Genomic DNA, 25,285 nt, shown 5'->3' on the forward strand with positions numbered 1-25,285 from the left:
CGCTAAACCTTGGCTTGCTGTATGCGCCGGTTCTGAAACCGGGCTTCGGCTCGGATACGCCGTGCAGCAACCGAAGCCGCGCATTATAGAGAACTCGGGCGGAGCGCGCAAGGCACTTTTTGGATTTTCTGGCGCTGTGCCTCAGAGCTTCCCTTGCCAACTGCGATCGATGGTCAGTTGCAGTGTTTGCTCCTGCTCCAGTCGCGCAAGCAGGGCGCGGGCCTGTTCATTGAATTGCGGACGATGGGCAGGGTCGATCTTCTTGCCGGGGAGGAATTTCTCGTTCAGGGGATTGACGAAGTCGTCGCCGTGTTTCACCCGGTAGTCGAGATGTGGGCCGGTCGAGATTCCGGTCGAACCGACCTGGCCGATGACCTGCTTCTGCTCGACCCGCGTGCCGCGGCGGATTCCCTTGCCGAGCCGCGACAGGTGGTTGTAGTAGGTTTCGTAGCCGGCACGGTGGCGCACACTAACCTGAATACCGTTGCCGCCGCTGCGGCCGGCAAAGGTCACCACGCCATCGGCCACCGCCCACACCGGGGTGCCGCTCGGTGCCGCGTAATCGATCGCCAGATGCGGTCTGACACCACCGAGCACCGGGTGCGGGCGGCGATAGGTGAAGCCGGAACTGATGCGCGAGAACTCCAGTGGCGAGCGCAGGAACATCTTTTTCAGCGAATTGCCTTCCGGGTCGTAATAGCTCAGCCTTTCAGAGTTGCTGCCCGGGGCGGCAAAGCCGATGCCGGTCAGCGTCTGTTCCCCGCTGATGTATTGGGCGGCCAGGATGCGCCCGAAATCGACCGGCGCGCCATCGGCGTAGCGCGTTTCGACCAGGATACGGAAGCGGTCGCCGGGCTGCGTGTCGGCGGTGAAGTCGAACTCGGATTCGAAAATCTGCACCAGGTCGAGCAGCGCCGAGGGGGCGATGGCGCCACTTTCGACGGCGTCCCAGAGCGAGCTCTTGACTTCACCCTGGCGCATTTCGACGCGGATTTCCGGTTTGATTTCATTGCGTTCGACTTTCCAGCGCCCGTCGCGGTTGATCGCCTTGAAGCGTAGCCAGGCATTTGGTGCATGGACGAGCATGCTCGGCCGGCCGTCGTCGCTGCGGTGCAACCGGAAACTGTCGCCCGGCCGCAAGTGCCGCAGGTTGGCGCCAGCGGCTTCAAGAGCGGCGGTAATCTCGTAGGCCGCGTCGGACGGGATGTCGTGGCGCAGCAAGGCGGCGACCATCGTGTCGCCGTTGCCGAGTTTGATGGGCTGCCCCGGTGCCTGGGGGGCTGTTGTCGTGGTGGCCGGAGCGGCAGCGCTAACTGCGGGGGCTGGCTTGGGTGAACTGGGCGGCCAGAGCAGCCAGCCGAGCAGGGCGGCCATTGCGGTGAGGCCTGCGGTCGTGCGCGTCAGGGCGCGGGAGCGGCGGATCATTGCTTGTCACTTTCTCGCGTCGTGCGATACACGGAATCCCGGAATCGAGCGCAAATCACTGGCGGCGAGTCATGCCCGCTGGCGTTGATTTGAGAAAAGTGGCTCTTTTCGGCATCCGGATGGAAGGTGCCTGAGCATAGTCCTGAATCAGGTGCTTGGCCTGATCTTGGCGTCCCCACGGGGATTCGAACCCCGGTTACCGCCGTGAAAGGGCGGTGTCCTAGGCCTCTAGACGATGGGGACCCGGACTGATTTGTAGTGATTCGGTGCCTGGTGGAGGTAAGCGGGATCGAACCGCTGACCTCTTGCATGCCATGCAAGCGCTCTCCCAGCTGAGCTATACCCCCAGTTCAGAGAGACAGCCGAATCAATTTCCAATACGCCAGAACAGCGCGAACCGGAATTACAACAAAACCTGGTCTGGAGCGGCGAACCGTATTGGCGCTTTGATTTTTCTGCTGCCCGGTTGCTGTCTCCAGCGCGGCGCGAACTATAGCACAGCTTTTTCGGGCTTGGGTAGGGGCTGGGCAATTTCATTGCAGTGGCGCCATCATCTAGCTGCAACATCCGCTCGCTACGCTGATTGCCATCCTGCCAGCCGGCAGGTTCGAGGAAAAACATTGCAAAGCGAGCCAGCATGAAAATCGCCATTGCCGGGACCGGTTATGTCGGACTGTCCAACGCCGTGCTCCTGGCGCGGCACAACGAGGTGGTCGCGCTCGATATCGTTGCCGAGAAGGTCGACATGATCAACCGGCGCCAGTCGCCGATCGCCGATCCCGACATCGAGGCCCATTTCGCCGATCAGCCGCTGAACCTGCGCGCCACGCTGGACAAGCACGATGCCTACGCGGGGGCCGCCTACGTCATCATCGCGACGCCGACCGACTACGATCCGGAGAGCAATTGTTTCAATACCGCTTCGGTCGAGGCGGTGATCCGCGACGTCGTCGCCATCAACCCCGATGCCGTGATGGTGATCAAGTTGACCGTCCCCGTCGGCTATACGCGCAAGGTACGCGAGGCCTTCACCCTGGCCCTCGGGCGCGAGGCGCAGATCCTGTTCTCGCCGGAGTTCCTGCGCGAGGGGCGGGCCCTGTACGACAACCTGCACCCGTCGCGCATCATCGTCGGCGAGCGCAGTCCGCGCGGCGAGGCGTTTGCCGGTCTGCTCAAGCAGGGGGCACTGAAGCCGGAGGTTCCGGTGCTTTACACCGAGAGCACCGAGGCCGAGGCGGTCAAGCTCTTCTCCAACACCTATCTGGCGATGCGGGTCGCCTACTTCAACGAACTCGATACCTACGCCGCGACGCACGGTCTCGACACGCGGCAGATCATCGAAGGCGTCTGCCTCGACCCGCGCATCGGCAGCCATTACAACAATCCGTCCTTCGGCTACGGCGGTTACTGCCTGCCCAAGGACACCCGGCAACTACTCGCCAATTACCGCGAGGTGCCGCAGAACCTGATCCGCGCCATCGTCGATGCCAACACGACGCGCAAGGATTTTGTCGCCTTCGACATCATCCGCAGGAATCCGCGGGTGGTCGGCATCTATCGTCTGGTGATGAAGAGCGGCTCCGACAATTTCCGCGCTTCCAGCATCCAGGGAATCATGAAGCGGCTGAAGGCGCGCGGCATCGAGGTGGTGGTCTTCGAGCCCGGCCTGAGCGACGACGAGTTCTACCGCTCGCGCGTCGTCCGCGACCTCGCTGCCTTCAAGCAGCAAGCCGACCTCATCGTCGCCAACCGGATGAGCGATGAAATCCGCGATGTGGCGGCCAAGGTATATACCCGCGACCTGTTCGGTGGCGATTGAGCGATCGCCCGGCCGCCAGCCCGGGCATGACGGAGGAAGCAGACAGCAATGGCCAAGGGAATGATTCTGGCGGCGGGGCAGGGGACGCGGGTGCGTCCGCTGACCAAGTCGATGCCGAAACCGATGGTGCCGATCCTCGGCAAGCCGGTCATGGAATACCTGATCGAGCACATGGCGCGCCACGGCGTGCGCGACATCATGGTGAACGTCGCCTTCAACCATCGCAAGATCGAAAACTACTTCGGCGACGGCCGGCGCTGGGGCGTCAATCTCGGCTACTCGTTCGAAGGCGCCCGCGAACACGGGGAAATCGTTCCCAAGGCCATGGGCTCGGCCGGCGGCATGCGCAGGATCCAGGACTTCGGCGGCTTTTTCGACGAGACGACGCTGGTCATCTGCGGCGACGCGCTGGTCGATCTCGATATCGCGGCGGCGCTGCACGAACATCAGGAGAAGGGCGCGCTGGCCAGCGTGGTGACGCTGGAAGTGCCGCTGGCCGAGGTGCCGAACTACGGCGTCGTGGTCGCCGACGAGAGCGGGCGGGTGCTCTCCTTCCAGGAAAAGCCGAAACCCGCCGAGGCGAAGTCGCGCCTGGCCAGCACCGGCATCTATCTCTTCGAGCCGGCGGTGCTCGACCTGATTCCGCCCGGCTTGCCCTTCGACATCGGCAGCGAACTGTTCCCGCTGCTGGTCGAGCGCGGCTTGCCCTTCTACGCCCAGCAGCGTCCTTTCAACTGGATCGACATCGGCCGCTTGAGCGATTACTGGGAGGTTTCGCAGCGCGTGCTGCGCGGCGAGGTCGAGCAGATGGAGATGCCGGGCGAGGAAGTTGCGCCCGGGGTCTGGGTCGGCCTCAATACCTCGGTGGCCTGGGAGAGTGCGAAGCTGGTCGGGCCGGTCTACCTCGGGTCCAACGTGCGCATCGATCCCGGCGTCTCGATCATCGGTCCGGCGTGGATCGGGCACGGTAGCCACATCCGCTCGGGAACGCGCATCGAGCGTTGCATCGTCTTCGAATACACGCGCATCGGCGACACGCAGCACCTGCGCGAGATGATCGTCTCGCCGCAATACTGCGTCGGCCGCGATGGCGTTGCGCACTACCTGGGCGAGGACGATTCGCCCTACCGCTGGGGCGACGCGCGCGGCTGAGGCGGTGCCTTACTTGCGCGTCGCGCGCAGCGGCTTGCCCTTGCCGCCGCGGTTGCCACGGCAGTTGTCCAGGCGTTCGCCCTTGAGCTTGCCGGCGACGCCGTCGACTACCGGCTCAATGGTTTCCAATGCCGTTTTGCCGGGCGCCGCGTCGATCAGCTTGAGACCGCGTCCTTTGCCGAGCAGGCGGAGTTCCTCGAGCGGGAAGACCAGGGCGCGACCGTCCTTGGTGAATACCGCGATGTCGCCGTCGGCCGGGGCGGGCTGGAAGATGGCCGGCGCTTCGCCGTCGTCGAGCGTCAGGAAGGCCTTGCCGGCCTTGCCGCGAGACAGCAGGTCCTCGCCCTTGACGCGGAAGCCGTAGCCGCCTTCGCCGGCAACCAGGTAGGTCTTGTCGGCCGAGACGGCCAGGGCGAGCACCAGCTTGCCGCCGTCCTGGAAGTCGGCGAGCGAGGTGGCGGGAACGCCGTCGCCCTTACCGCCGGGCAGGTCGGCGGCGGAAATCGAGTAGGCGCGGCCGCGCGTGTCGAGCAGGATCAGGTGGTCGACGGTGCGGCAGGGCAGGCAGGCGAGCAGGCTGTCGCCGGAGCGGAAAGTCAGTTGCGCCGGATCGATGTTGTGGCCGCTGCGCGAGCGCAGCCAGCCATGCCGGGAGACGATCAGCGTGGTCGGCTCGTCGGGGATCGAGACGTTCTTGGCGTCGGACAGCGTGACCCGTTCGGCGGCTTCGATCAGGGTGCGGCGGTCGTCGCCGTACTTCTTGGCGTCGGCTTCGATCTCGGCGGCGACGCAGTCGCGCAGCGCGCTTTCGGAGTCGAGCAGCTTGTTGAGGCCGGCGGCTTCCTCGCGCAGCTTGGCCAGTTCATCAGCGATCTTGATGCCTTCGAGGCGGGCCAGCTGGCGCAGGCGAATTTCCAGGATGTCCTCGGCCTGGATCTCGGACAGCTTGAAGGCGGCGATCAGGTCGGCCTTGGGGGCGTCCGATTCGCGGATCACCTTGATCACGCGGTCGATGTCGAGCAGGATCGCCTGCCGGCCTTCGAGGATGTGGATGCGCCGTTCGGCGGCGGCCAGCCGGTGGCGGGTGCGCCGCTCGACGGTGCTCAGCCGGAAGCGGCACCATTCGGCGATCATGTCGTAGAGCGTGCCCTGGCGCGGCGCGCCGGTCAGGCCGAGCAGCGTCAGGTTGATCGAGGCGTTGGTTTCCAGGCTGGTGTGGGCGAGCAGCAGGCGGACCAGGTCGTCCTGGCCCTGGCGCGAGCTGGCCGGCTCGATGACCAGGCGAACGTCGTGTTCCTTGCCCGATTCGTCGCGCACGCCGCTTTCGCCGATGGCGGACAGGAAGGCCGCTTTCAGGTTGAGCTGTTCCGGGGTGAATACCTTCTTGCCGGCCTTTTCCTTGGCCACCGGGTTGGAGCAGGCTTCGATCTCGGACATCACGGTGGCGGTGGACACGCCCGGCGGCAGTTCGGTGACGACCAGGCGCCACTGGCCGCGCGCCAGCGCTTCGATCTTCCACTTGGCGCGCACGCGCAGGCTGCCGCGACCGCTCCGGTAGGTGGCGGCGATTTCCTCGGGGCTCGAGATGATCTGCGCGCCGCCCGGGTAGTCGGGGCCGGGCACCAGGCGCAGGACTTCGTCCTCGCTGGTTTGCGGGTCGCGGATCAGCGCGACGGCAGCGGCGGCGACTTCGCGCAGGTTGTGGGCGGGGATTTCGGTGGCCATGCCGACGGCGATGCCGGAAGCGCCGTTCAGCAGGCAGAAGGGCAGGCGGGCCGGCAGCAGGCAGGGTTCGTCGTTGACGCCGTCGTAGTTCGGTTTCCAGTCGACGGTGCCTTCGTCGAGTTCGCCGAGCAGCAGTTCGGCAATCGGCGTCAGCCGGGCTTCGGTGTAGCGCATGGCGGCGGCGTTGTCGCCGTCGCGCGAGCCGAAGTTGCCCTGGCCGTCGACCACCGGGTAGCGCAGGCTCCAGTCCTGCGCCATGCGCACCATCGCGTCGTACACCGACGAGTCGCCGTGTGGGTGATATTTACCGATCACATCGCCGACGACGCGCGCCGATTTGACGTGCTTCGGGCTCTTGTACAGGCCCATGCGGTGCATCGCGTAGAGGATGCGCCGCTGCACCGGCTTCTGGCCGTCGGCGTTGGCCGGCAGGGCGCGGCCGGTGACCACGCTCATCGCGTATTCGAGGTAGCGGCGGGCGGCGTAGTCGGCGGGCGGCGGAATGTCCTCGGCCGGGCCCTGGGCGGCCGGCGGCAGCGGCGGCTGGCCGGCGGCGTCGCTGGCCGGCGGGGCGGCCTCCGTTGCTTCCACGACGATGGCGGCAGCAGGCGGTTCGGGCTGGCTGACGGGGGTTTCGTCCGGCACGGCGGGGGCTTGGGAGAAGAGGTCGAATTGGTCGTTCATGGTGGCGACTGCAGGGATTCCGGTCGGGGGCGAATGTATCACGCGCGCCCGCTGCGTGGCGCTACGCTGCGGGATCCGGTCTAAGTGAAATCCCCAAGTTTGGCCGCGCGTCGCTGCGCGTAGAATCGCGCCCCTCAAAATTCGGGACGGCATCATGACTACCTCGCAAGGGCCGCGCGCCCACTGGTCCAATCGCTGGGCCTTCTTCCTGGTCACCGTCGGCTCGGCGGTCGGTCTCGGCAATATCTGGAAATTCCCCTACATGACCGGCAGCAACGGCGGCAGCGCCTTCGTGCTGGTCTATCTGGCCTGCATCCTCGCCATCGGCGTGCCGCTGCTGATGGCCGAAACCCTGCTCGGCCGGCGGGGGCAGGGCAACCCGGTGACGACGATGCGGGTGCTCGCCGACGAGGCCGGCGCTACCCGCTGGTGGCAGGCGATCGGCCATATCGGCATCGTCGGCGCCTTCCTGATCCTTTCGTTTTATAGCGTGGTTGCCGGCTGGGTGCTGGAATACACCTGGCAAGCCGCTTCCGGTTTCGCGGTACAGCCCAAGGAAGCCTTTGCCGAAGCTTTCAGTGCCTTGCTGGCCAGCCCCGGGCGGCTGATCTTCTGGCATACGGTGTTCATGGCGCTGACCGCGGCGGTGGTCCTCGGCGGTGTGACCAGCGGCATCGAGCGCGCCAACAAGATCATGATGCCGGCGCTGTTCGCCATCCTCGTCTTCCTGGTCGGCTACGGCGCGCTGGCCGCCGACCTGCCGGCAGCCTTCCGTTTCCTGTTCCATTTCGACCCGTCGGCGATCAATCGCGGCGTGCTGTTCGCCGCCATGGGCCACGCCTTCTTCACGCTCAGCCTGGGCATGGGGGCGATCATCACCTACGGTTCCTACCTTGGCCGAGAGGTGTCGATCCCGCGTACCTGCCTGGCGATTGCCGCCGCCGACACCGGCGTCGCGCTGCTCGCCGGCCTGTCGATCTTCGCCATCGTCTTTGCCCAGGGGCTGGAACCGGCCGCCGGTCCCGGCCTGCTGCTGCAGACCCTGCCGCTGGCCTTCTCGCAGATGCCCGGCGGCCAGATCGTCGGCCTGGTGTTCTTCGTGCTGGTCGTCTTCGCCGCCTGGACTTCGGCGATTTCGCTGCTCGAACCGGGGGTCACGCTGCTGGTCGAGCGTTTCGAGCTCGGGCGCAAGGCGGCGGTGGCGCTGCTGTCATCCGGCGTCTGGCTGCTCGGCGTTGCCGTCGCCCTCTCGTTCAACGAATGGAGCGCTTTCAGCCTGTTCGGGCTCGGCCTGTTCGACCTGCTCGACACGCTGACCACCAAGATCATGATGCCGCTGGCCGGCCTGCTGATCGCGCTGTTTGCCGCCTGGACGATGAAGCGCGCCCATGTCGAGGAGGAAGTCGGTCTTCGCGGCGGTGCTTTCCGCCTCTGGTACGGCGTGGTCCGTTACGTTTCGCCAGTGGCGATCGTCCTGATCTTCCTCAACGTCATCGGCATTCTCGGCTGAGCCGGAAGGTTCACGACCAGCAGTAGCGGCCGCGCCCCTGTTCCTTGGCGCGGTACATCGCCTGGTCGGCGGCGATCAGCAACTGGTCGCCGTCGGCATCGCCGAGGGCGATGCCGATCGAGGTGGAGAGCCGGCAGCTTTGGCCGCCGATGACGAAATCCGGCTCGAAAATGCTCAGGCATTTCTCGGCGACCTTGGCGACGACATGCTCGGCATTGCCGGCTAGATCGGAGAGCAGGATCACGAATTCGTCGCCGCCGATGCGCGCCAGCGTGTCTTCCTGACGGAGCATGCCGCTCAGGCGGCGGGCGACTTCGCCGAGTGCCTGATCGCCGGCTTCGTGCCCGAAACGGTCGTTGATCGGTTTGAAACCGTCGAGGTCGAGAAACAGGATGGCGATCCGGGTCCGGTTGCGTTGCGCGCGGGCCAGCGCCAGCGTCATCCGGTCGGCGAGCAGCTTGCGGTTGGGCAGGCCGGTGAGCGGGTCGTGATGCGCCATGTGGGCGAGTTCGGCGCGGCTTTCGAGCAGCTTGCTGAGCATTCGGTTGAAGGCGCCGGTGAGATGACCGACTTCGTCCTTGCGCGCTACCGGCAGCGTCGCCAGCGGGATTTCGCCGAGCGTCATCAGGTCGGCGCGGCGCGCGGTTTCCATCAGCGGACGCAGCATGCTGCGCATGACGATGACCATGAAAACGATGAAGACCGGCAGGATGATCGCCGTATTCTTCACGATGAATCCGCGCAATCGCTCCAGCGGCGCAAATGCTTCCTCGGTTGGCAGGCGGGCGACGACGAACCAGTTGCCGCTGGGCACCGAGGCGGTGGCGGCGATTTCCTCGATGCCGGCGGCGTTGACCGTGATGCCGGTGCCGCGGAAGCCGCGCATCGCCCGGTCGTGCATCGGGTTGGCGCCGTCGGTCGGGGTCGGGCGGAGCAGCTTGCCTTCGTCCGAGGCGGCGACGAACAGCCGGTGTTCCGGCGAAACCAGGAGCAGGCCGCCGCTGTTGCCGATCCGCGTGGCGTAGAGGGAAGCCATGAAATTGGCCGAATGCAGCGCCGAATAACCGACCAGGACAGCCGTCACCACGTTGTCTGCGTTACGCACCGGCACCGCCATCGGCAGAATGGCGCCAGTCGCCGGATCGTCGATGAAAGGCCGGCCGATACTGGCTTTCCCGGCCAACGCCGTCCGGAAATAGGCGCGGTCGGCGAGCGAACTGCCGCTGCGGCCGGGAAGCGGAGGGTAGTCGAGGCTGACCAGACCCTGCCGATCGACCAGCAGCATGCCGTGCGAGAACAGTGGATTCAGGTTCTGGCCCTGGGCGAGCAGGGCACGCCTGCCGGCCAGGCTCGTTGCGTCGCCCAGGTTGCCGGCGACCCGTTCGAGCAGGCGGTCGCGGTCGACGAGATCGCGCTCGATGTCCTGGGCGACGTAGTTGGCGATCGCCAGCAACTGGTCGGCCGTCTGCTTCTGCAAGTCGTCGCGCAGGTAATCGCTGAGCAGCACGGTGCGTCCCAGCGCGCCGATCAGCAGCATGGCGATGCCGAGCAGGATCAGGCGGCTGGTCAGACTGCTGGGGATGACGCTGAGTTTCATGGGGTCTATGGGCAAGGACGTTGCGCTGCCTAGCTTACGCGAGATGCTGCATTTTTGAAAAGTTTCATAAATGCAATATTCGCCTGAATCTCGAAGATTCCGCCGCCAGCTTATCTTCCTGTCGTAGCGACGTTCAAACGCTGCTCCCGGTGAGCTCCCCCGCGACGAGTTTTCACTGCGTTTCCTTTGGCATGAAAGGCGCAGCAAGGTTGATCGCTGCGATCATTTCGATGGGTTTGAAACGATTGGTAAAAATGCCCATTACCTGCTTGCTGTTCGGTATTCCGGGGCGGATAATCCAAGCGCTTTGGCATATCTGAATGTCAAGTTTATTGAGGCTTTCTCTTTTGGCGGTTGTGGAGGGTGTGATGCCGAGAGTTGGGTTGTTTCCATTTTTGCTGGGTCTGATTGTTCTTTCGGTACATGCGCAGGATGCACCGCAGACCATCAGGATTTGCGACGAAAGCGGTTGTTCCGAGCGAGCGCGGGATACGGTGACCTTCAGTCCCCAGGTCAATCGCGACCCGGCGATGGAGCGCCGATATGCCGAACTCGTTGCCTTGGCCGAGGCGGATCCGCGCGCGGCCTACGATCTCGGACTACGCTATTTTCGCGGCGATGGCCTTAGCCAGGACAGTCATCGGGCGCTGGAGTGGATGCGCAACGCAGCATCGCGCGGCTATCTGCCGGCGCAGACGGCAGTCGGTCGTCTGTACCTGAGCGGCCTGGAGGAAATGGGTTCCGATCCGGCGGAAGCGGAAAAATGGTTGCAGGCGGCCGCCGGGCGCGGCGACAAGGAAGCCGCCAAGCTGCTGGTCGATGCGCAAAAGGCCAAGCAGAGCGAAGTGGCCTACCAGCGCTGGAAGGATATCCAGCGCGAGCAATCCCGGAATTTCTGGCTGGGCATGTACGAATACCAGTGGCAATGGCGCGATGACGATCGCTGGCACGAGCGCCAAGTTCCCAGATCCCATCGTTATTGAGTCTTGCAGGAGTCCTGAAAATGTTCAAACAAAAGTTGCTTTCGATCCTGGTCCTGTCGTCGCTGTCGTGCATGCTCGTCGCCTGCGCCGGCGGCAAGGTGAGTACCGGGTCGCCTGACGCCACTGCAGTCAGCGGGGCGGCCAGCGGCGCCACCAGCGCCGGTGCCAATGCCGGCCTGGAGCGTTGCGCCAAGCCACTGGGCACGCTCGCCTTCGACGACGGCCGCGGCAAGGAATGGTATGGCAGCTTCGGTCGCGCCACCAAGGTGACCCGGATCGATCCGCTGATCCGGCTGGCGGTGCAGCAATCTAACTGCTTCGTGCTGACCTCGATCGGCAACAACCGGACGGAGAGCAAGATTTCGTCGATTACCGACAAGCAGCGCAATTCCGGCGAATTCCGCGTCGGTTCCAACCAGCAGAAAGGGCAGCGGGTTGCCGCCGACTACTTCATGGAGCCGTCGATCGTCATCGACGAATCGCCGGCCGGTCGCGTTGCCGGCGCGCTGGGCGGCATGATCGGCCACGGTGGCTCGATCATCGCGGCGGGGGTGGAAAGCAAGGTTTCCGTCGTTACGCTGACCCTGTACGACATCCGCTCCGGCGTCCAGTTGGCGGCTGCGGAAGGCAACGCGACGGCGAGCAATTTCGGCGCCGCGCTGGGGGCTTTCGGTAGTCGGGCGGCCGGTGGCCTCGGCGGCTTCTCGCAGACGCCGGAAGGCAAGGCGACGGTGGCGGCATTTTCCGACGCCTACAACAAGATGGTGATCGGCCTGCGCAACTACAAGGCGCAGAGTGTCGACGGTGGCTTGGGGCGCGGCGGCAGCCTGCAGGTCAACTAGGCAGTTGCAGGGCGCGACGGTCGGGCGATCCTCGAAACCACGCCACCAACGTCTCCCATCCCGCATCGCCGGACGCCGGCGCTTCCCGATCCGGAAGCGACCGGCGTTCAGCCGTTTACGGCGCCCAGAGCGCGGGCGATGAAATCCCGCTTGACCCGTGGTTTGGGCACGCGCTCGTCGAACCAGCGGCGGATGTCGTCGTCCACGCAGATGCCGTGCATGTAGTTGTAGAGCGCCTTGTTCAATCCCCGGCCGAGGCTGGCGTGATCAACACCGGTCGGGTCGACGAAGGCGACGTCGTTCCTGGCGAAGCCCTTGAATGGCTGCGGCTTGAGCGTGATGCCGTAGTCCGCCGGATGGCGCCCGACCGGCGAATGCACGGTGCACGCGAAGCGGTGGAAAAAACCGGATTGAATGCAGCCTTCGGCGAACAACTGGCGCACGTACTCCAGCGCATCGACCGTGTCCTGCACGGTCTGCGTCGGGAAGCCGTACATCAGGTAGGCATGGACCAGGATGCCGGCGTCCGTGAAGGCACGGGTGACGCGTGCCACCTGGTCGACCGAGACGCCTTTCTTCATCAGCCCGAGCAGGCGGTCGGAAGCGACCTCCAGGCCGCCGGAAATGGCGATGCAGCCGCTGTCGGCGAGTTGCAGGCAGAGTTCGGGCGTGAACGACTTCTCGAAGCGGACGTTGCCCCACCAGGAAATGGCCAGATTGCGCCGCTGCAGTTCCTCGGCCAGCGCGCGCAGCGCCTTTGGCGGTGCTGCTTCGTCGACGAAATGGAAGCCGCTGTGGCCGGTCTCGTCGACGATGCGCTCGATGCGGTCGACCAGCGTGCTGGCGTTGGCCGCCTCGAAGCGCGAGATGTAGTCGAGGCTGACGTCGCAGAAACTGCACTTCTTCCAGTAGCAGCCGTGGGCGACGGTCAGCTTGTTCCAGTGGCCGTCCGACCACAGCCGGTGCATCGGATTGAGCATGTCGAGCAGCGACAGGTAACGGTCGAGCGGCAGGCCGTCCCAGGTCGGCGTACCGACCGCCTCGAAAGGAATATCCGGTTCGCCGCTGGTGAACCAGCGCACGGCGCCGTCGACGCGGGTGAAGGTGCGCAGCAGGTTGAGGCGCGGCCGTTGCCCGGCTAGATGTTCGATCAGCGCCAGTAGCGGTGCTTCGCCGTCATCAAGCGTGATGTAGTCGACGTAATCGAAGACACGCGGTTCGGCCAGTTCGCGCAACTCGGTGTTGACCCAGCCGCCGCCGAGGACGATGACGATCTGCGGGTAATTCGCCTTCACCGCCTGGGCGATACGGAAGGCGGCATAGACCGAGCCGGGGAAGGGCACCGAGAGCAGCAGAATGTCCGGATTTTCAAGTTCGACCGTGGCCAGCGCCAGTCGGGTCAGCGTTGTATCGACCAGCGTCGGCGGCGCCGCCAGCGCCTGCGCCAGCGGCTCGAAACTGGGCTGGCTCTGGGCCAGCGATTCGGCGTAGCGGACGAATTCGAAGCGCGGGTCGGCGGCTTCGCGGATGACGTCGGCGAGGTCGTTGAGGAAGAGCGTCGCCAGATGGCGGGCGCGGTCCTGGATGCCGAGCGCGCCGAAGGCCCAGCCGAGCGGGTCGCCGCTGCCGTCGTCGACGTAGTGGTCGAGCGCCGAGAAACGTGGCCCTTCAGGCAGGAAGGCGCGTGTGCAGATGCGGTGCGCCAGCGAGCCGTCACGCCCCTGCAGCAGCGCCAGCGCCGGTCCGGTGGCGACGCGGTAGCGCTCGAACTGGTTGAGGAAGGTCTTGATCGTCGGCGAGCGCTGCTTGCGCGGCAGCGCTTCCGCCGCCGCCCGCAACTGTTCCAGGCCGGCCGGCGACAGCAGTTCGAGGACGGTGGCCAGGGCCAGGTCGGCCTGCGTGGCGTGGAAGCCGCGCGAACGCAGGAAGCCCGTCAGGTAGGCCGTCGCCGGGTAGGGCGTGTTCAGTTGCGTCAGCGGCGGGATCAGCGACAGCAGGCGGGGGCGGGCGGGCAGGGCGGTCATCGCCGGCAGTTTACCCGCTGCCGCCGGTAAACGACACGGGGCGGCCCACCGGCCGCCCCGTGTCGGTGCTGATTGCGTTTGGCGCTGACCTAGCCGAGGGCAGTTTTCTGCTTGTTGTACTGCTCGAGTGCGCGTTGCGTGCCGTAGGCGATCGCCTCGTCGGTCGAGGCAAACTGACGGCGGCCGCTGCTATTGGTGGTCGGCTCGGTCTGGCTCGTGGTCTGGTTGCTGCGACCCGATTGCTCGGCGGCGCGGGTGGTACCGTAGGCGATGGCTTCGTCCACCGAGGCGAACTGGCGGCGCGTGGTGCTGCCCGCTGCCGAGGTTTTTTCGCTGGTATCGACCGTGCTGCTGCCCTTCTGCGCCGCGGCACGCGCCGTGCCGTAGGCGATCGCTTCGTCGACCGAAGCGAACTGGCGCCGTTCAGAGCGTGCGGTCGTTGCCGCGGACGACGTGCTGCCGGTGCTTTCCGCTTGCTGGCGGGCGACGCCTTCGCTACTCAGCGAGACTTTCGTCGAACTGCCGGCGGCGGTCGACGTCGTGCCGGAAACCTGCTGCAGCGCGCTTTTCAGTCCGCTGGTGTCGGCGCCGATGGCGGTGGCCATTTTCTCGGCGGCTTTCAGACTGCTGGTCAGGGAATTCATCGAGCGGTCGGTGCGGTTGCCGGAGAGCTGGCTGCGGTAGGTGTCCTGGCTCGTGGTGCTGGAACTGATGGTGGTTGACATGATGACCTCAGCGATAACAGTGGCCCGGATCAACGATCCAGACATACCTATACTGTACGCCATTGGCGGCGAGTGCGCAAAAAATGAGCGACGTAACAAAATCGCTTATCCGTCAGTCGGCTAGATTGCCCGCCCAGTGTGCTTCCACAGACTTATCCACAGATTTCGGGGATAAGCGGAAGGCTGGCGCGAGCGGCGTTTCGCGATTTATACTGTGGATATGAACAGTTGTCGCCGCATCGCCCATCTCGACATGGACGCCTTTTTCGCCTCGGTTGAACTCCAGCATTACCCGATGCTGCGCGGCCAGCCGGTGGTCGTCGGCGGCCGTCGCGTTGACCGGCCGGTCGAGCAGGCCGACGGCAGCCTGCGTTTCGCCCGCCTGCGCGATTATGTCGGGCGCGGCGTGATCACCACCTCGACCTACGAGGCACGGGCGCTCGGCGTGTTTTCCGGGATGGGGCTGATGAAGGCGGCGCAACTGGCGCCCGACGCCATCCTGCTGCCGGCCAACTTCGACGCCTATCGCGACTACTCGCGGCGTTTCAAGGCGGCGGTGGCGAGCGTCGCGCCGGTGATCGAGGACCGCGGCATCGACGAGATCTACATCGACCTGAGCGGCATCGCCGAGGACAGCCTGCCGCTGGCCCGGCGGATCAAGCAGGCGGTATTCGCGGCGACCGGGCTGAGCTGTTCGATCGGCATCACCCCGAACAAGCTGCTGGCCAAGATCGCCTCCGACCTCGATAAGCCCGACGGCATCACCATCCTCGGCCACGACGACGTGCCGACGCGGATCTGGCCGCTGGCGGCGCGCAAGATCAACGGCATCGGCCCGAAAGCGGCCGAACGGCTGCGCGCGATGGGCGTCGACACGGTCGGCCATCTGGCGGCGGTGGCCGAGAGCGAACTGGTGCGCCGCTTCGGCGCCAGCACCGGTAGCTGGCTGTGGCGCGCCGCCCGCGGCATCGACGAGCGGCCGTTGGTGACCGAACGCGATCCCAAGTCGGTCAGCCGCGAGAGTACCTTCGAGCGCGACCTCGACGTCGGCCTCGACCGCGCGGCGCTGTCCGAGGCCTTCACCGGGCTGTGCGCCCGGGTCGCCGACGACCTCGCGCGCAAGGGCCTGGTGGCGCGGACGATCGGCATCAAGCTGCGCTTCGCCGATTTCAGCACGGTCACCCGCGACCTGACGCTGGCCGAACCGCTGGCCGACGCCCAGGCGATCCGCAAGGCGGCCGGGCAGTGCCTGAAGCGCATCGCGCTGGGCAAGCGCATCCGCCTGCTCGGCGTGCGCGCCGCCGGGCTGCAGCTGCCGGCGGCAAAGCCGGCACCGGTGGCGCTGCAGGCCGAGCTGCAACTCTTTTAACGGCGACCGTCGCCAGCCTTTATCATTCGCGCTTTTGCCGCCGGCCGTTCTCATGTCCTACCTGCTCATCGTCAACCTGATCTGGTCGTTTTCCTTCAGCCTGATCGGTCAGTATCTCGCCGGCCAGGTCGACAGCGATTTCGCGGTGCTCGCCCGGGTCGCCGTGGCGGCGCTGGTGTTCCTCCCGTTCACCGTCTGGCGCGGCCTGCCGGCGCGGCTGGCGGCCGGTTTCTGGCTGGCCGGGGCGCTCCAGTTCGGCATCACCTACCTCTGCCTGTACCGCAGCTTCAGCGTGCTGACGGTGCCGGAAGTGCTGCTGTTCACGGTGCTGACGCCGATCTACGTGACCCTGATCGAGGACGCGCTCGAACGCCGCTTCAACCGCTGGGCGTTGTTCGCTGCCGCGGTCGCCGTCGGTGGCGGCATTCTGATCCGCTGGCAGCCGCTGGCCGGCGAATTCCTGTGGGGCTTCGTGCTGCTGCAGATCGCCAACGCGACCTTCGCCGCCGGCCAGGTGCTGTGCCGCCACCTGCTGCTGCGCCACCCGGTCGAACTGCCGCTGTACCGCTTCTTCGGCCATTTCTTCCTCGGCGCGCTGGTCCTCGTGCTGCCGTCCTTCCTGCTTTTCGGCAACCCGGACAAGCTGCCGGTGACGGCGATGCAGTGGGGCGTGCTGCTGTGGATGGGCCTGTTCGCCACGGCGCTCGGCATGTTCTGGTGGGTCAAGGGCAGCACCCGCGTCGATGCCGGCACGCTGGCGGTGATGAACGAGCTGCACGTGCCGCTCGGCCTCTTGGTCAACCTGCTGATCTGGAACCGCGACGCCGACCTCGCCAAGATCGCGCTCGGTGGCAGCGTCATCCTGCTGTCGCTGGCGATCAACCGCTGCGGCCGGCGCTCGTTGCCGTTGGCCGCTGGCTGATCCCGGATTTGAGGGACATCAAGTTCGTCCGGCTAATTCCTGAGTAAATTGCTCAACATTGATTGAGTCACAGGCAGGAAGCAGCATGTTTGGAATCCGCACCCGGCGCGAGCTGGCGGCAGCAGTGGCCGAGAATCACCGCATCAGGACGCAGTTGCTGGCCAGCGAGGCCGCCGCCGACGAACTGCGCCGCCAGTTCGCCGACGAGCGGGCGGCGAAGCAGGTTTTGCAGGCGCGGCAGACCTTGCTCGATGGCGTGCTCGGCAACATTCCCCGCTTCGGCAGTTCGCTTGCCGGCATCCAGCAATCCTTTTCCGGTCTTTCCGGGCAGTTGGCCGGGGAAGCCGCGAGCGCCCGCGACGCCGCTGCCGAATCCGATGCCAACCGCGCCGCCTTCGAGCAGATCGCCGCCAGCCTGCACGCCATGTTCGGGCGCATCAGCGCCGCCGGCAGCAGCGTCGAGAACCTGGCGCGGCGGGTTGGCGAAATCGGCGGCATCGTCCGGCTGATCCAGGAGATCGCCGAGCAGACCAACCTGCTGGCGCTCAACGCGGCGATCGAGGCAGCCCGCGCCGGCGAGGCCGGGCGTGGTTTCGCGGTGGTCGCCGACGAGGTGCGCAAGCTGGCCGAACGCACCGCCCGGGCGACCACCGAGATTGGCACGCTGGTCGTCGGCATCCAGGCCGAAACCGCCCAGGCCAAGGCGACCATCGATCTCGGTGCCGGCGAGGCGGCCAGCCACGGCGCCGAAAGCGAGGCGGCGACGCGCAGCATGCAGCGCCTGCTGGCGATGTCGCAGCAGATGCAGGTGGCGATCGCCTCGTCGTCGCAGCTAGCCAACGCCGAACTGGCCAACGTCGAGGAGCTTTTGCTCAAGCTCGAGGTGTACAAGGTCCTGCTCGGTCTTTCCGACCTCGCCCCGGAGGCCCTGCCGGACGAGACCGAATGCCGGCTCGGCCGCTGGTATTACGAGGGCGAGGGCAAGGCCGGTTTCTCCCGGCTGCCCGGCTACCGCGAGATGGAAAGCCCGCACAAGGCGGTGCACGACCACGCCCGTCAGGCTGTCGCCCGCTATCGCTGCGGCGATCCCGACGGCGCGCTGCAGGCGCTGACGCGGATGGAAGAGGCCAACCTGGCGGTGATGCGCGGCATGCAGCAGATTCTCAGCGGCGGGCAGACCGGCTGATGGCCAAGAAGTTTCCGCTGCATCCGAAGCACCCCGAGCGTATCTGCTGGGGCTGCGACCGCTATTGCCCGGCCGGCGAGATGGCCTGCGGCAACGGTTCCGGGCGCACCCAGCACCCGGCCGAACTGCTCGGCGACGACTGGTATACCTTCGGCGACTGGGGCATCGTCGTCGAGGAGCCGCCGGCTCAGTAGAACAGCGCGCCGAGGTCGAGCGTCGGCTGGCGGCCGAGCGCTTCGCGCTTGCTGTCCAGCCAGCGGCGGGCGACCGCCCGGCCGAGCGCGTGCAGTTCTTCGAAAAACTGGCGATTGACCGCCAGCTTGCTGTCGCCGGGCAGTTCGCCGAGCACGCTGTCGGCGCTGATGGCGTGGAAGCGCAGGCGGGCGAAGCGGCGCTCCAGGCGGGCGATCGGCAGGCGGTCGAGCAGCCAGTCGGGGAGCGGATTGCTGTCGCCGATCTGCTCGCGCAGGTGGGCGAACATCCGCATCTCGCGCAGGAAGGTCGAATTGAAGGCGAGTTCGCGCAGGCGTTCGCGGATTTCCTTGGCGCTTTCCGGCGTTTCCGAATAGTGCAGCGGCGTCAGCAGGACCAGCATCAGGTCGGCCGACTGGCAGTGGTAGACCAGCGGAAAGACCGCCGGATTGGCGCTGTAGCCGCCGTCCCAGTACGGTTCGCCGTCGATGACGATGGTCCGGTGGATGGTCGGCAGGCAGGCCGAGGCGAGCAGCACGTCGGCCGACAGCTCATGGTTCTGGAACAGGCGCAGCTTGCCGGAGTTGGCGTGGGTGGTGGCGATGAACAGCTTGACCGGGCTGCCGGCGCGCAGGGCGGCGAAGTCGATCTGGCGTTCGATGACGTCGCGCAGCGGGTTGAGGTCGAAGGGGTTCAACTGCTCCGGGCTGAGGTGGTCGGTCCATTGCAGCATCATCTTCAGCGCCGGCGCCATGCTCGCCACCTGGTTGCCGGAAAATTGCGCCGGCAGGGTGTCGGCGATCGCCAGCCAGAAATCGGCCAGCGCCCGCCGCGCGCCGTCCCGCCCGCCGTGCAGCAGGCCGTGGGCGAGACAGGCGGCGTTCATGGCGCCGGCACTGGTGCCGCTGACGCCTTCGAAATCGATCGACTCGTCTTCGAGCAGCGCGTCGAGCACGCCCCAGGTGAAGGCGCCGTGGGCACCGCCGCCCTGCAGGGCGAGGTTGATCCGGGTGGGCAGTTTGGTGCCGGTCATCGGCGTGGACTCCGCGGTAACGACGCCTCGATGATAGCCGCTTAATCGCTCTCCAGCGTGATCAGCGGCGCGCCTTCCGCGACATGGTCGCCGGCGCCGACATGGACTTCGACGACGCGGCCGGCGTAGGGCGTCGGAATGTCGAGCGCCACCTTGCCGGTTTCCAGGGTCAGGATGTTGTCGTCGTGGCGCATCTGCTCGCCCGGCGCGACCAGTACTTCCAGGATGAAGACGTCGCCGCTGGCGCAGGAGCCGCAGCTTTGCCAGCACTCCGGGTACTTCGGCATGTATATGGTGCGCCGTCCCACGATCGCCCGCTTCAGCGCGCCAGTTTGCGGCGGATCGTCGGCAGGACGGCGAGCGCCGCCCGCTCGCCCTCGATCATCGCCTCGTGGCGGGCGTTGAAATCCCAGGATGTGACGTAGGGCAGGCGCGGGCGGATCACCGCGTCGGCCTCGGCGAGCTCGGTCTTGCCGATGACGCTGCCCATGATCGTCGTCGTCTGCCAGAGGATGGCGCTCATGCTGTCGACCGGCTGGCCTTCGGCGACCGCCGAGATGTCGACGGCGATGACGAAATCGGCGCCCATCTCGCGCGCGGCGCGCACCGGCACCGGGCTGGTCAGCCCGCCGTCGACGTACTGGTGGCCGTTGATCGTCACCGGCTGGAAGACGCCGGGGACGGCCGCCGAGGCGCGTACCGCCATGCCGCTGTCGCCGGTCCGGAAAACGACGCGCTCGCCGCTGTTGAGGTCGGTGGCGACGGTACCGAAAGGCAGCTTGAGTTTTTCCAGCGGACGGCGTTTCAGGTTCTGGTTGACGAAGGATTGCAGCGCCTCGCCCTTGAGCAGGCCGGGGCCGCGCAGCGTCCAGTCGGCGAACAGCGTCTCGTCGAGCTGGATCGCCAGCTTCTGCATGGCAAAGGCGTCGTAGCCGCCGGCGTACATCGCGCCAACGACGGCGCCGGCACTGGTGCCGACGACGAGGTCGGGGACGATGCCCTGCGATTCCAGCATCTTGATCACGCCGATATGCGCGAAGCCGCGCGCCGCGCCGCCGCCGAGGGCGAGGCCGATCTTCGGCTTGTGGGCGGTCGGGGTGGGGGTCGGCGGGGCAGGGGAAGGCGCCGGCTGGGTGGTGACGCAAGCGGCGAGCAGGAGGGCGGTCGCGGTCAACAGTAGGCGGCGGAAGGGAAGCTTGGGCGTATCGGGATTCATCGACGAAGTTTTGTATTTAGGAGCCGGCGTTGCGCGCCAGGCGAAGCGGCGGATGATAGCCGGCGACGACGAGCTGCGCTGTGTCATTCGGTAACGATGCTCTTCCGGCGCGCTCTGCCGGCCCGAAAGTTTTTTATTGACTGATGATTCCATTGTTCTATGTTTAAAACCATGTCATGGCATTGCCGGGCGCCATGGGCATGGCCTGCCGCCCCCAGGAAAGGATGTCGGCCGCGGACAGGCACGGAAAAACCGGAAACCAACGGAGGAAACGATCATGTCATTTTCCCTCAGTGCGCAGGATGCGCATGAATTTGCCATCACCGAACTCAACCTGCTCAACGCGGCCCGGGCATTGCCCGATGTCGATCTGGAAAAGAGCGAGCTGATGCCGGGAACGCCGATTTTCGACCTCAACGGCGAAATCCTGTTCTACCGGGTGCCGCTGGAACAGGCGGACGGCCAGCGCGGCTACGTCGATATCGCGGCGCAGAGCCTGTTCGGCGAATCGATTCTGGCGCTGGCCCCGGACGCCGAGTGGAACGCCAGCGCCTGGCTGGCGCAGGCCAAGTCGGTGTTTGCCGGCCGGGGCCGGGCCGGCCGTATCGCCGATTACGACGAGCTGCGTTTCGTCGCCTACAGCTATCCCAAGATCGCCGTCCAGTTCCTGCTCGACGACAAGGAAGTGGCGCTGCTGGAACTGGCCACCTGGGCGGCGATCCCGGTTTCCGAAAAGCGGCGCAAGGGCGGTGAGCCGGGGCAGTTCGAGCGCTGGTCGCTGATCGCCGAACTGCCGGCGCGCAGCAAGACCGACGCCGGCAAGCGCTTCGAACTGCGGGCCGCCGGCCTGCGCAAAGCGCTGGGTCAGCGCGCCGGCGGTGGCGACCTCTTCATTTCGCGCGATTTCCTGCCGGCGACGATCGCCATCAGCCGCTTCAACGACAGCCAGCAACTGCGCTATTCCAACCGCGCCGGCGACCATGCGCCGTGCTTCGAGCTGCGCGGCCAGGAAACCAGCGTCTGGTGCGTCGGTGCCAGCGTGCAGATGCTGCTCGACTTCTATCGCTACAACTACGACCAGACGCGCCTCGCCGAGGAACTCGGCCTGGGCACGCTGGCCAATCCCAACGGCCTGCCTTACGGCGACGAGAACAAGGTGCCCGAGACCCTGGAAAAGCTGACCTCGTCGGCGCTGAGCGCGGCGATGGTGGCGTCGCCGACCTTCTCGCTGCATGTCAACGAAATCCGCGCCAACCGGCCGTTGATCAGCTTCATTCCGGGCCATTCGCGCGCCGTTGCCGGTTATACCCGCAGCCTCTTCGCACTGGCCGGCAACCCCGGGTTCACCGGCCTGCTGGTATATGATCCCTGGCCACCCAATGCCGGCGTGATCACGCGCTGGGAGAACTTCAACACGCAGACCTATCGTTATGCCTTCACCGCGCACGTCAACACCGTCTGAACTAGCGGCAGATGAAATCGAGGCAGTGACGAAGCGCTTCGCGGCCTTGTATGCCGCGGGCGCTTTCGTCCTGCCCGGTTGCCCGGAAGTGCCACCCGGCGACTTGCTGCCGGTGCGCGATGCGCAGGGCGGCTTGCACGCCTGGCTGGCGCCTTTCGTCGAGGCCGGACGTCTGCCGGCCTACGCCCTGCTGACGCCGCAACTGGTCCTGCAACGCTTCTCGCTGTTCGCTGGCGGTCGGCTCGATGCCGCGCCGGCCGCCGCAGACTGGCTCGACCCGGCGACCATCGCCGCCCGGGCTGAAGCTGCGGCGGGTGCCGGAGCGCGGGCGGAAACGCCGGTGCTTTCCTTCGATGGCGTCCCGGATCGTCTGGCCTGGCGGGTGGCGCTAGCTTTCCCGGACGGGCGGCGGCAGACCTGGTTCGTCGCCGGCAGCGCCGTCTGGCCGGCGTCCGAGGCCGCCGAGACTGAATATCGGGGTGGTTGAAAGGAGGGCAACGCAGGCGTTGCCCTGCCTCAGACGTCGGTTTCCACCAGCCCGCCGTCCTTCTCCATCCACGCCCGGCGCCCCGACGCCTCGCCCTTGCCCATCAGCAGCGTGAAGGTCTGGTGCATGCGGCGGATCGTCTCGCGCTCGGCCTGGAACGGCACCAGGCGGCGGGTGTCGGGGCAGAGGGTGGTTTCCCAGAGCTGGTCCGGGTTCATTTCGCCGAGGCCCTTGAAGCGCGAGACGGTGATCTTGTTTTCATTGACGCCTTCGTCGCGCAGCTTGCGCAGGGTCTGTTCCTTCTCCGCCTCGTCGAGGCAATAGACCTTGCGCGTGTGGCCTTTGGCTTCGACATCGACGCGGAACAGCGGCGGCTGGGCGACGTGGATGTGGCCCTTCTCGACCAGCGCCGGGAAGTGCTTGAGGAAGAGGGTGAACAGCAGCACCTGGATGTGCGAGCCGTCCACGTCGGCGTCGGACATGACGATGATGCGGCCGTAGCGCAGGCCGGAGAGGTCGACCTCGTCGATCTTCTCGATGCCGTGCGGATCGACGCCGACCGCCACGGAGATGTCGTGTACTTCGTTATTCTTGAACAACTGGTCGCGGTCGACTTCCCAGGTGTTGAGCACCTTGCCGCGCAAGGGCAGCACCGCCTGGGTTTCCTTGTCGCGGCCCTGCTTGGCCGAGCCGCCGGCGGAATCGCCCTCGACCAGGAAGATTTCGTTGCGCGAAATGTCGTCGGATTCGCAGTCGGTCAGCTTGCCGGGTAGGGTGGCGATGCCGGAGGACTTTTTCTTCTCGACCTTCTGCGTCGATTTCATCCGGTTCTGCGCCGCCTTGACCGCCAGCTCGGCGATCTTCTTGCCATGGTCGGCGTGGCTGTTCAGCCACAGTTCGAAGGGGTCGCGCACCATCTGCGAGACCAGCTTGTAGGCGTCGCGGCTGGTCAGCTTTTCCTTGGTCTGGCCCTGGAATTGCGGGTCGAGCACCTTGGCCGAGAGGAGGAAAGTCATCCGCCCGCAAACGTCTTCCTGCGCCAGCTTGACCTTGGCCGGCAGGATCGCGTGGTGCTCGGCGAAGGCCTTCACCGCGTCGAAGACGCCGGCTTTCAGCCCGGCTTCGTGGGTGCCGCCGTCGAGCGTCGGGATCAGGTTGACGTAGGATTCCGGCTTGCCACCGCCTTCCTCGAACCAGGCCAGCGCCCAGGTCGCGCCTTCGCCGACGGCGAAGCCGTTTTCCACCTCGACGTACTTCTCGCCGACGAAGATCGGCGCTACCGGCGTGCCGGCCATCATCTCGGCCAGGTAGTCGGCCATACCGTTGCGGTAGCACCAGGTCTTGGTTTCCTGGCCGTCGACCGCCAGCTCGACGGTGACATTGGGCATCAGCACCGCCTTCGAGCGCAGCAGGTGTTCGAGCTGGCCGAGGTTGACCTTGGGCGAATCGAAATATTTCGGGTCCGGCGCAATGCGCACGGTGGTGCCGGTGGTGCGCGGGCCGACCTCGCCGATTTTCGCCAGCGGTTCGACGACGAAGCCGTCGGCGAAAACGATGCGATGCACGCCACCGCCACGCTTGATCTCGACTTCCAGCCGGGTCGATAGCGCGTTGGTCACCGAGACGCCGACGCCGTGCAGGCCGCCCGAAAAACGGTAGGCGTTGCCGGCTTCCTTCTTGTTGAACTTGCCGCCCGCGTGCAGCTTGCAGAACACCAGCTCGACCGCCGGCCGGCCTTCTTCCGGGTGAATCTCGACCGGGATGCCGCGCCCGTTGTCGGAAACTTCGATCACCCCGTCGGCACCGACGCGCACCGCGATCTTCTTGGCGTAGCCGGCCAGCGCCTCGTCGGCCGAGTTGTCGATGACTTCCTGGACGATGTGCGTCGGGCAGGTCGTCCGGGTGTACATCCCGGGGCGTTCCTTGACGGGTTCGAGATCCTTGAGAACGCGGATCGAGGCGGCGGAGTAATCGGTCATCGGGCGGTTTCGGTGAGGCGCGGCAGAGACCGCGGGATGTTCAAAACCGCCCGATTCTAACGTCAGGCGTCGGGCGTCGCCAGTTGCTCAGGCGATTTCCAGCTCCGCGATGTAGAGCTCGGCGGCGTCGCCGAGCTTGTCTTCCACCGCATCGCGCAGGCGGGCGTAGTGCTTGGCGTTGAAAGTCATCTTCTGCGCGGCGGTCCACAATTCGACGCTGCGTTCGCCCCAGGAGAGGAACAGGAAGCGGCGGCGCTGGTCGTCGGAGGTGAAGTGGAAAGCGCCGAGCGCCATCGAGATGACGCCATCTTCCGATTTCTGCACGGCGCCGATCTGGAAGTTGCCGCTCGCCTCGGCGGTGGTGTGGAAGTCGAACAGGCGGATCGCGCCGTCTTCCTCGGCCAGCGCCTTGAGTGCGTCGAGCGACTGGTTGAGCACGGCGAGCTGGTTCTGCGTGGCGATGGCGGCGATCACGGCGAGCGCGGCCTGGTCCATGCGCAGTTCGCCCTCGGCCTGCTCGTACTTGCTGAAGGCGAACTGTTCGCTGGTCCAGCCGAGTTTTTCCAGGGTCTCGATGTACTTGCCGTACCAGGCCTCGGTGTCCTTGAAACGGTCGAACAGGGCGCTGGCGCTGCGCGAGGCGAGCTGGACGGAATACAGCGCGTCCTCGCGTTCCTGCGGGGTGACGCCGACGACGAAGGAGAGCAAGGCATTGGCGTCGACGGCCGGGGGCGGCTTGCGCGGCGGCTTCGGCTGGCGGCGTTCCATCAGGTTCATGCCGAATTCGAGGAGCGAGGCCTGGTCGCTGGCCTCGTCCGGGGGCGTCGCGACGGCTACCGGCTCAAATCCGGCTTCTTCCGCTGGCGACAGCGGCAGCAATTCGGTGGCGAGGGTGAGTTCCTGAACGTAATTTTCTGCTGCCGACACTTTCGATCTCCGGTTATGCAAAACGA

The 25,285-nt window shown here is 66.1% G+C and carries 21 protein-coding genes and 2 tRNA genes; 11 read left to right on the plus strand and 12 right to left on the minus strand.

Going from position 1 to position 25,285, the window contains the following annotated elements:
* Positions 1-141: 141 nt before the first annotated feature.
* From AC0KWY_RS01395 to AC0KWY_RS01405, 3 genes are all read right to left on the minus strand, one after another.
* Positions 142-1,425: a M23 family metallopeptidase gene (locus AC0KWY_RS01395; protein ID WP_474027872.1), complete on the minus strand. Its 1,284-nt coding sequence runs from the start codon at positions 1,423-1,425 to the stop codon at positions 142-144.
* A gap of 167 nt (positions 1,426-1,592) precedes the next feature.
* A tRNA-Glu gene (locus AC0KWY_RS01400) sits at positions 1,593-1,668 on the minus strand.
* A gap of 28 nt (positions 1,669-1,696) precedes the next feature.
* Positions 1,697-1,772, minus strand: a tRNA-Ala gene (locus tag AC0KWY_RS01405).
* A 290-nt stretch (positions 1,773-2,062) separates the two neighbouring features.
* Here AC0KWY_RS01405 and AC0KWY_RS01410 point away from each other — a divergent pair.
* Positions 2,063-3,244: a nucleotide sugar dehydrogenase gene (locus AC0KWY_RS01410; protein WP_474027873.1), complete on the plus strand. Its 1,182-nt coding sequence runs from the start codon at positions 2,063-2,065 to the stop codon at positions 3,242-3,244.
* Between the two features lie 48 nt (positions 3,245-3,292).
* Positions 3,293-4,396 carry a sugar phosphate nucleotidyltransferase gene (locus AC0KWY_RS01415; RefSeq protein WP_474027874.1) on the plus strand — a complete coding sequence of 368 codons (1,104 nt, stop codon included), beginning with the start codon at positions 3,293-3,295 and terminating at the stop codon, positions 4,394-4,396.
* Between the two features lie 9 nt (positions 4,397-4,405).
* Here the strand turns inward: AC0KWY_RS01415 and parC are convergent, their stop codons facing one another.
* A complete protein-coding gene (gene parC / locus AC0KWY_RS01420) occupies positions 4,406-6,805 on the minus strand; it encodes a DNA topoisomerase IV subunit A (RefSeq protein WP_474027875.1) in 2,400 nt (799 codons plus the stop codon).
* Positions 6,806-6,959: 154 nt separating this feature from the next.
* Between parC and AC0KWY_RS01425 the strand changes: the two genes are divergently transcribed.
* Positions 6,960-8,315, plus strand: a complete 1,356-nt coding sequence (locus tag AC0KWY_RS01425) for a sodium-dependent transporter (RefSeq protein WP_474027876.1) — start codon at positions 6,960-6,962, stop codon at positions 8,313-8,315.
* 10 nt (positions 8,316-8,325) lie between these two features.
* On the opposite strand, the gene AC0KWY_RS01430 is transcribed toward AC0KWY_RS01425, so the two are convergent.
* Positions 8,326-9,912, minus strand: a complete 1,587-nt coding sequence (locus AC0KWY_RS01430; RefSeq protein ID WP_474027877.1) for a diguanylate cyclase domain-containing protein — start codon at positions 9,910-9,912, stop codon at positions 8,326-8,328.
* 320 nt (positions 9,913-10,232) lie between these two features.
* On the opposite strand from AC0KWY_RS01430, the gene AC0KWY_RS01435 reads away from it, so the two are divergent.
* On the plus strand, positions 10,233-10,895 hold the full coding sequence (locus AC0KWY_RS01435; protein ID WP_474027878.1) for a tetratricopeptide repeat protein: 663 nt from the start codon (positions 10,233-10,235) through the stop codon (positions 10,893-10,895).
* 20 nt (positions 10,896-10,915) lie between these two features.
* Positions 10,916-11,737 (plus strand): hypothetical protein, encoded by an 822-nt coding sequence (locus AC0KWY_RS01440; protein ID WP_474027879.1) that lies wholly within the window; start codon positions 10,916-10,918, stop codon positions 11,735-11,737.
* A 107-nt stretch (positions 11,738-11,844) separates the two neighbouring features.
* Here the strand turns inward: AC0KWY_RS01440 and AC0KWY_RS01445 are convergent, their stop codons facing one another.
* Both AC0KWY_RS01445 and AC0KWY_RS01450 read right to left on the minus strand, forming a co-directional pair.
* Complete coding sequence (locus tag AC0KWY_RS01445; RefSeq protein ID WP_474027880.1) at positions 11,845-13,761, minus strand: B12-binding domain-containing radical SAM protein; 1,917 nt, start codon at positions 13,759-13,761, stop codon at positions 11,845-11,847.
* 89 nt (positions 13,762-13,850) lie between these two features.
* Positions 13,851-14,486, minus strand: a complete 636-nt coding sequence (locus tag AC0KWY_RS01450; RefSeq protein ID WP_474027881.1) for a hypothetical protein — start codon at positions 14,484-14,486, stop codon at positions 13,851-13,853.
* A 220-nt stretch (positions 14,487-14,706) separates the two neighbouring features.
* On the opposite strand from AC0KWY_RS01450, the gene dinB reads away from it, so the two are divergent.
* The 4 genes from dinB to AC0KWY_RS01470 all read left to right on the plus strand — a co-directional run bounded on the left by dinB (position 14,707) and on the right by AC0KWY_RS01470 (position 18,157).
* Complete coding sequence (gene dinB / locus AC0KWY_RS01455; protein ID WP_474027883.1) at positions 14,707-15,855, plus strand: DNA polymerase IV; 1,149 nt, start codon at positions 14,707-14,709, stop codon at positions 15,853-15,855.
* 52 nt (positions 15,856-15,907) lie between these two features.
* Positions 15,908-16,777 (plus strand): EamA family transporter, encoded by an 870-nt coding sequence (locus AC0KWY_RS01460; RefSeq protein ID WP_474027884.1) that lies wholly within the window; start codon positions 15,908-15,910, stop codon positions 16,775-16,777.
* 85 nt (positions 16,778-16,862) lie between these two features.
* Positions 16,863-17,963 carry a methyl-accepting chemotaxis protein gene (locus tag AC0KWY_RS01465; protein WP_474027885.1) on the plus strand — a complete coding sequence of 367 codons (1,101 nt, stop codon included), beginning with the start codon at positions 16,863-16,865 and terminating at the stop codon, positions 17,961-17,963.
* Positions 17,963-18,157 (plus strand): DUF3079 domain-containing protein, encoded by a 195-nt coding sequence (locus tag AC0KWY_RS01470; protein ID WP_374326263.1) that lies wholly within the window; start codon positions 17,963-17,965, stop codon positions 18,155-18,157. Before AC0KWY_RS01465 ends, AC0KWY_RS01470 begins: the two co-directional genes overlap by 1 nt.
* Here the strand turns inward: AC0KWY_RS01470 and AC0KWY_RS01475 are convergent.
* The 3 genes from AC0KWY_RS01475 to AC0KWY_RS01485 are packed head-to-tail and all read right to left on the minus strand — an operon-like array spanning position 18,151 to position 20,491.
* Positions 18,151-19,188, minus strand: a complete 1,038-nt coding sequence (locus tag AC0KWY_RS01475; RefSeq protein WP_474027886.1) for a patatin-like phospholipase family protein — start codon at positions 19,186-19,188, stop codon at positions 18,151-18,153. The two genes, AC0KWY_RS01470 and AC0KWY_RS01475, sit on opposite strands and share 7 nt — an antisense overlap.
* Positions 19,189-19,229: 41 nt before the next feature.
* On the minus strand, positions 19,230-19,475 hold the full coding sequence (locus AC0KWY_RS01480) for a biotin/lipoyl-containing protein (protein WP_474027888.1): 246 nt from the start codon (positions 19,473-19,475) through the stop codon (positions 19,230-19,232).
* 32 nt (positions 19,476-19,507) lie between these two features.
* Entirely contained in the window at positions 19,508-20,491 is a 984-nt protein-coding gene (locus AC0KWY_RS01485) for a patatin-like phospholipase family protein (protein WP_474027890.1), read from the minus strand.
* A gap of 190 nt (positions 20,492-20,681) precedes the next feature.
* Here AC0KWY_RS01485 and AC0KWY_RS01490 point away from each other — a divergent pair, with 190 nt between their 5' ends.
* Together AC0KWY_RS01490 and AC0KWY_RS01495 are read left to right on the plus strand one after the other, a co-directional pair.
* Positions 20,682-21,866 (plus strand): C39 family peptidase, encoded by a 1,185-nt coding sequence (locus AC0KWY_RS01490; protein ID WP_474027891.1) that lies wholly within the window; start codon positions 20,682-20,684, stop codon positions 21,864-21,866.
* Between the two features lie 25 nt (positions 21,867-21,891).
* Positions 21,892-22,353, plus strand: a complete 462-nt coding sequence (locus tag AC0KWY_RS01495) for a hypothetical protein (protein ID WP_474027892.1) — start codon at positions 21,892-21,894, stop codon at positions 22,351-22,353.
* A gap of 29 nt (positions 22,354-22,382) precedes the next feature.
* Here AC0KWY_RS01495 and parE read toward each other — a convergent pair whose 3' ends face one another.
* Both parE and AC0KWY_RS01505 read right to left on the minus strand, forming a co-directional pair.
* Positions 22,383-24,332, minus strand: coding sequence for a DNA topoisomerase IV subunit B (parE, locus tag AC0KWY_RS01500; RefSeq protein WP_474027893.1), 1,950 nt, complete (start codon positions 24,330-24,332; stop codon positions 22,383-22,385).
* 87 nt (positions 24,333-24,419) lie between these two features.
* Positions 24,420-25,259: a hypothetical protein gene (locus AC0KWY_RS01505; RefSeq protein WP_474027894.1), complete on the minus strand. Its 840-nt coding sequence runs from the start codon at positions 25,257-25,259 to the stop codon at positions 24,420-24,422.
* Positions 25,260-25,285: the final 26 nt, after the last annotated feature.

The sequence above is a fragment of the Azonexus sp. MM2026_4 genome (assembly GCF_055901855.1).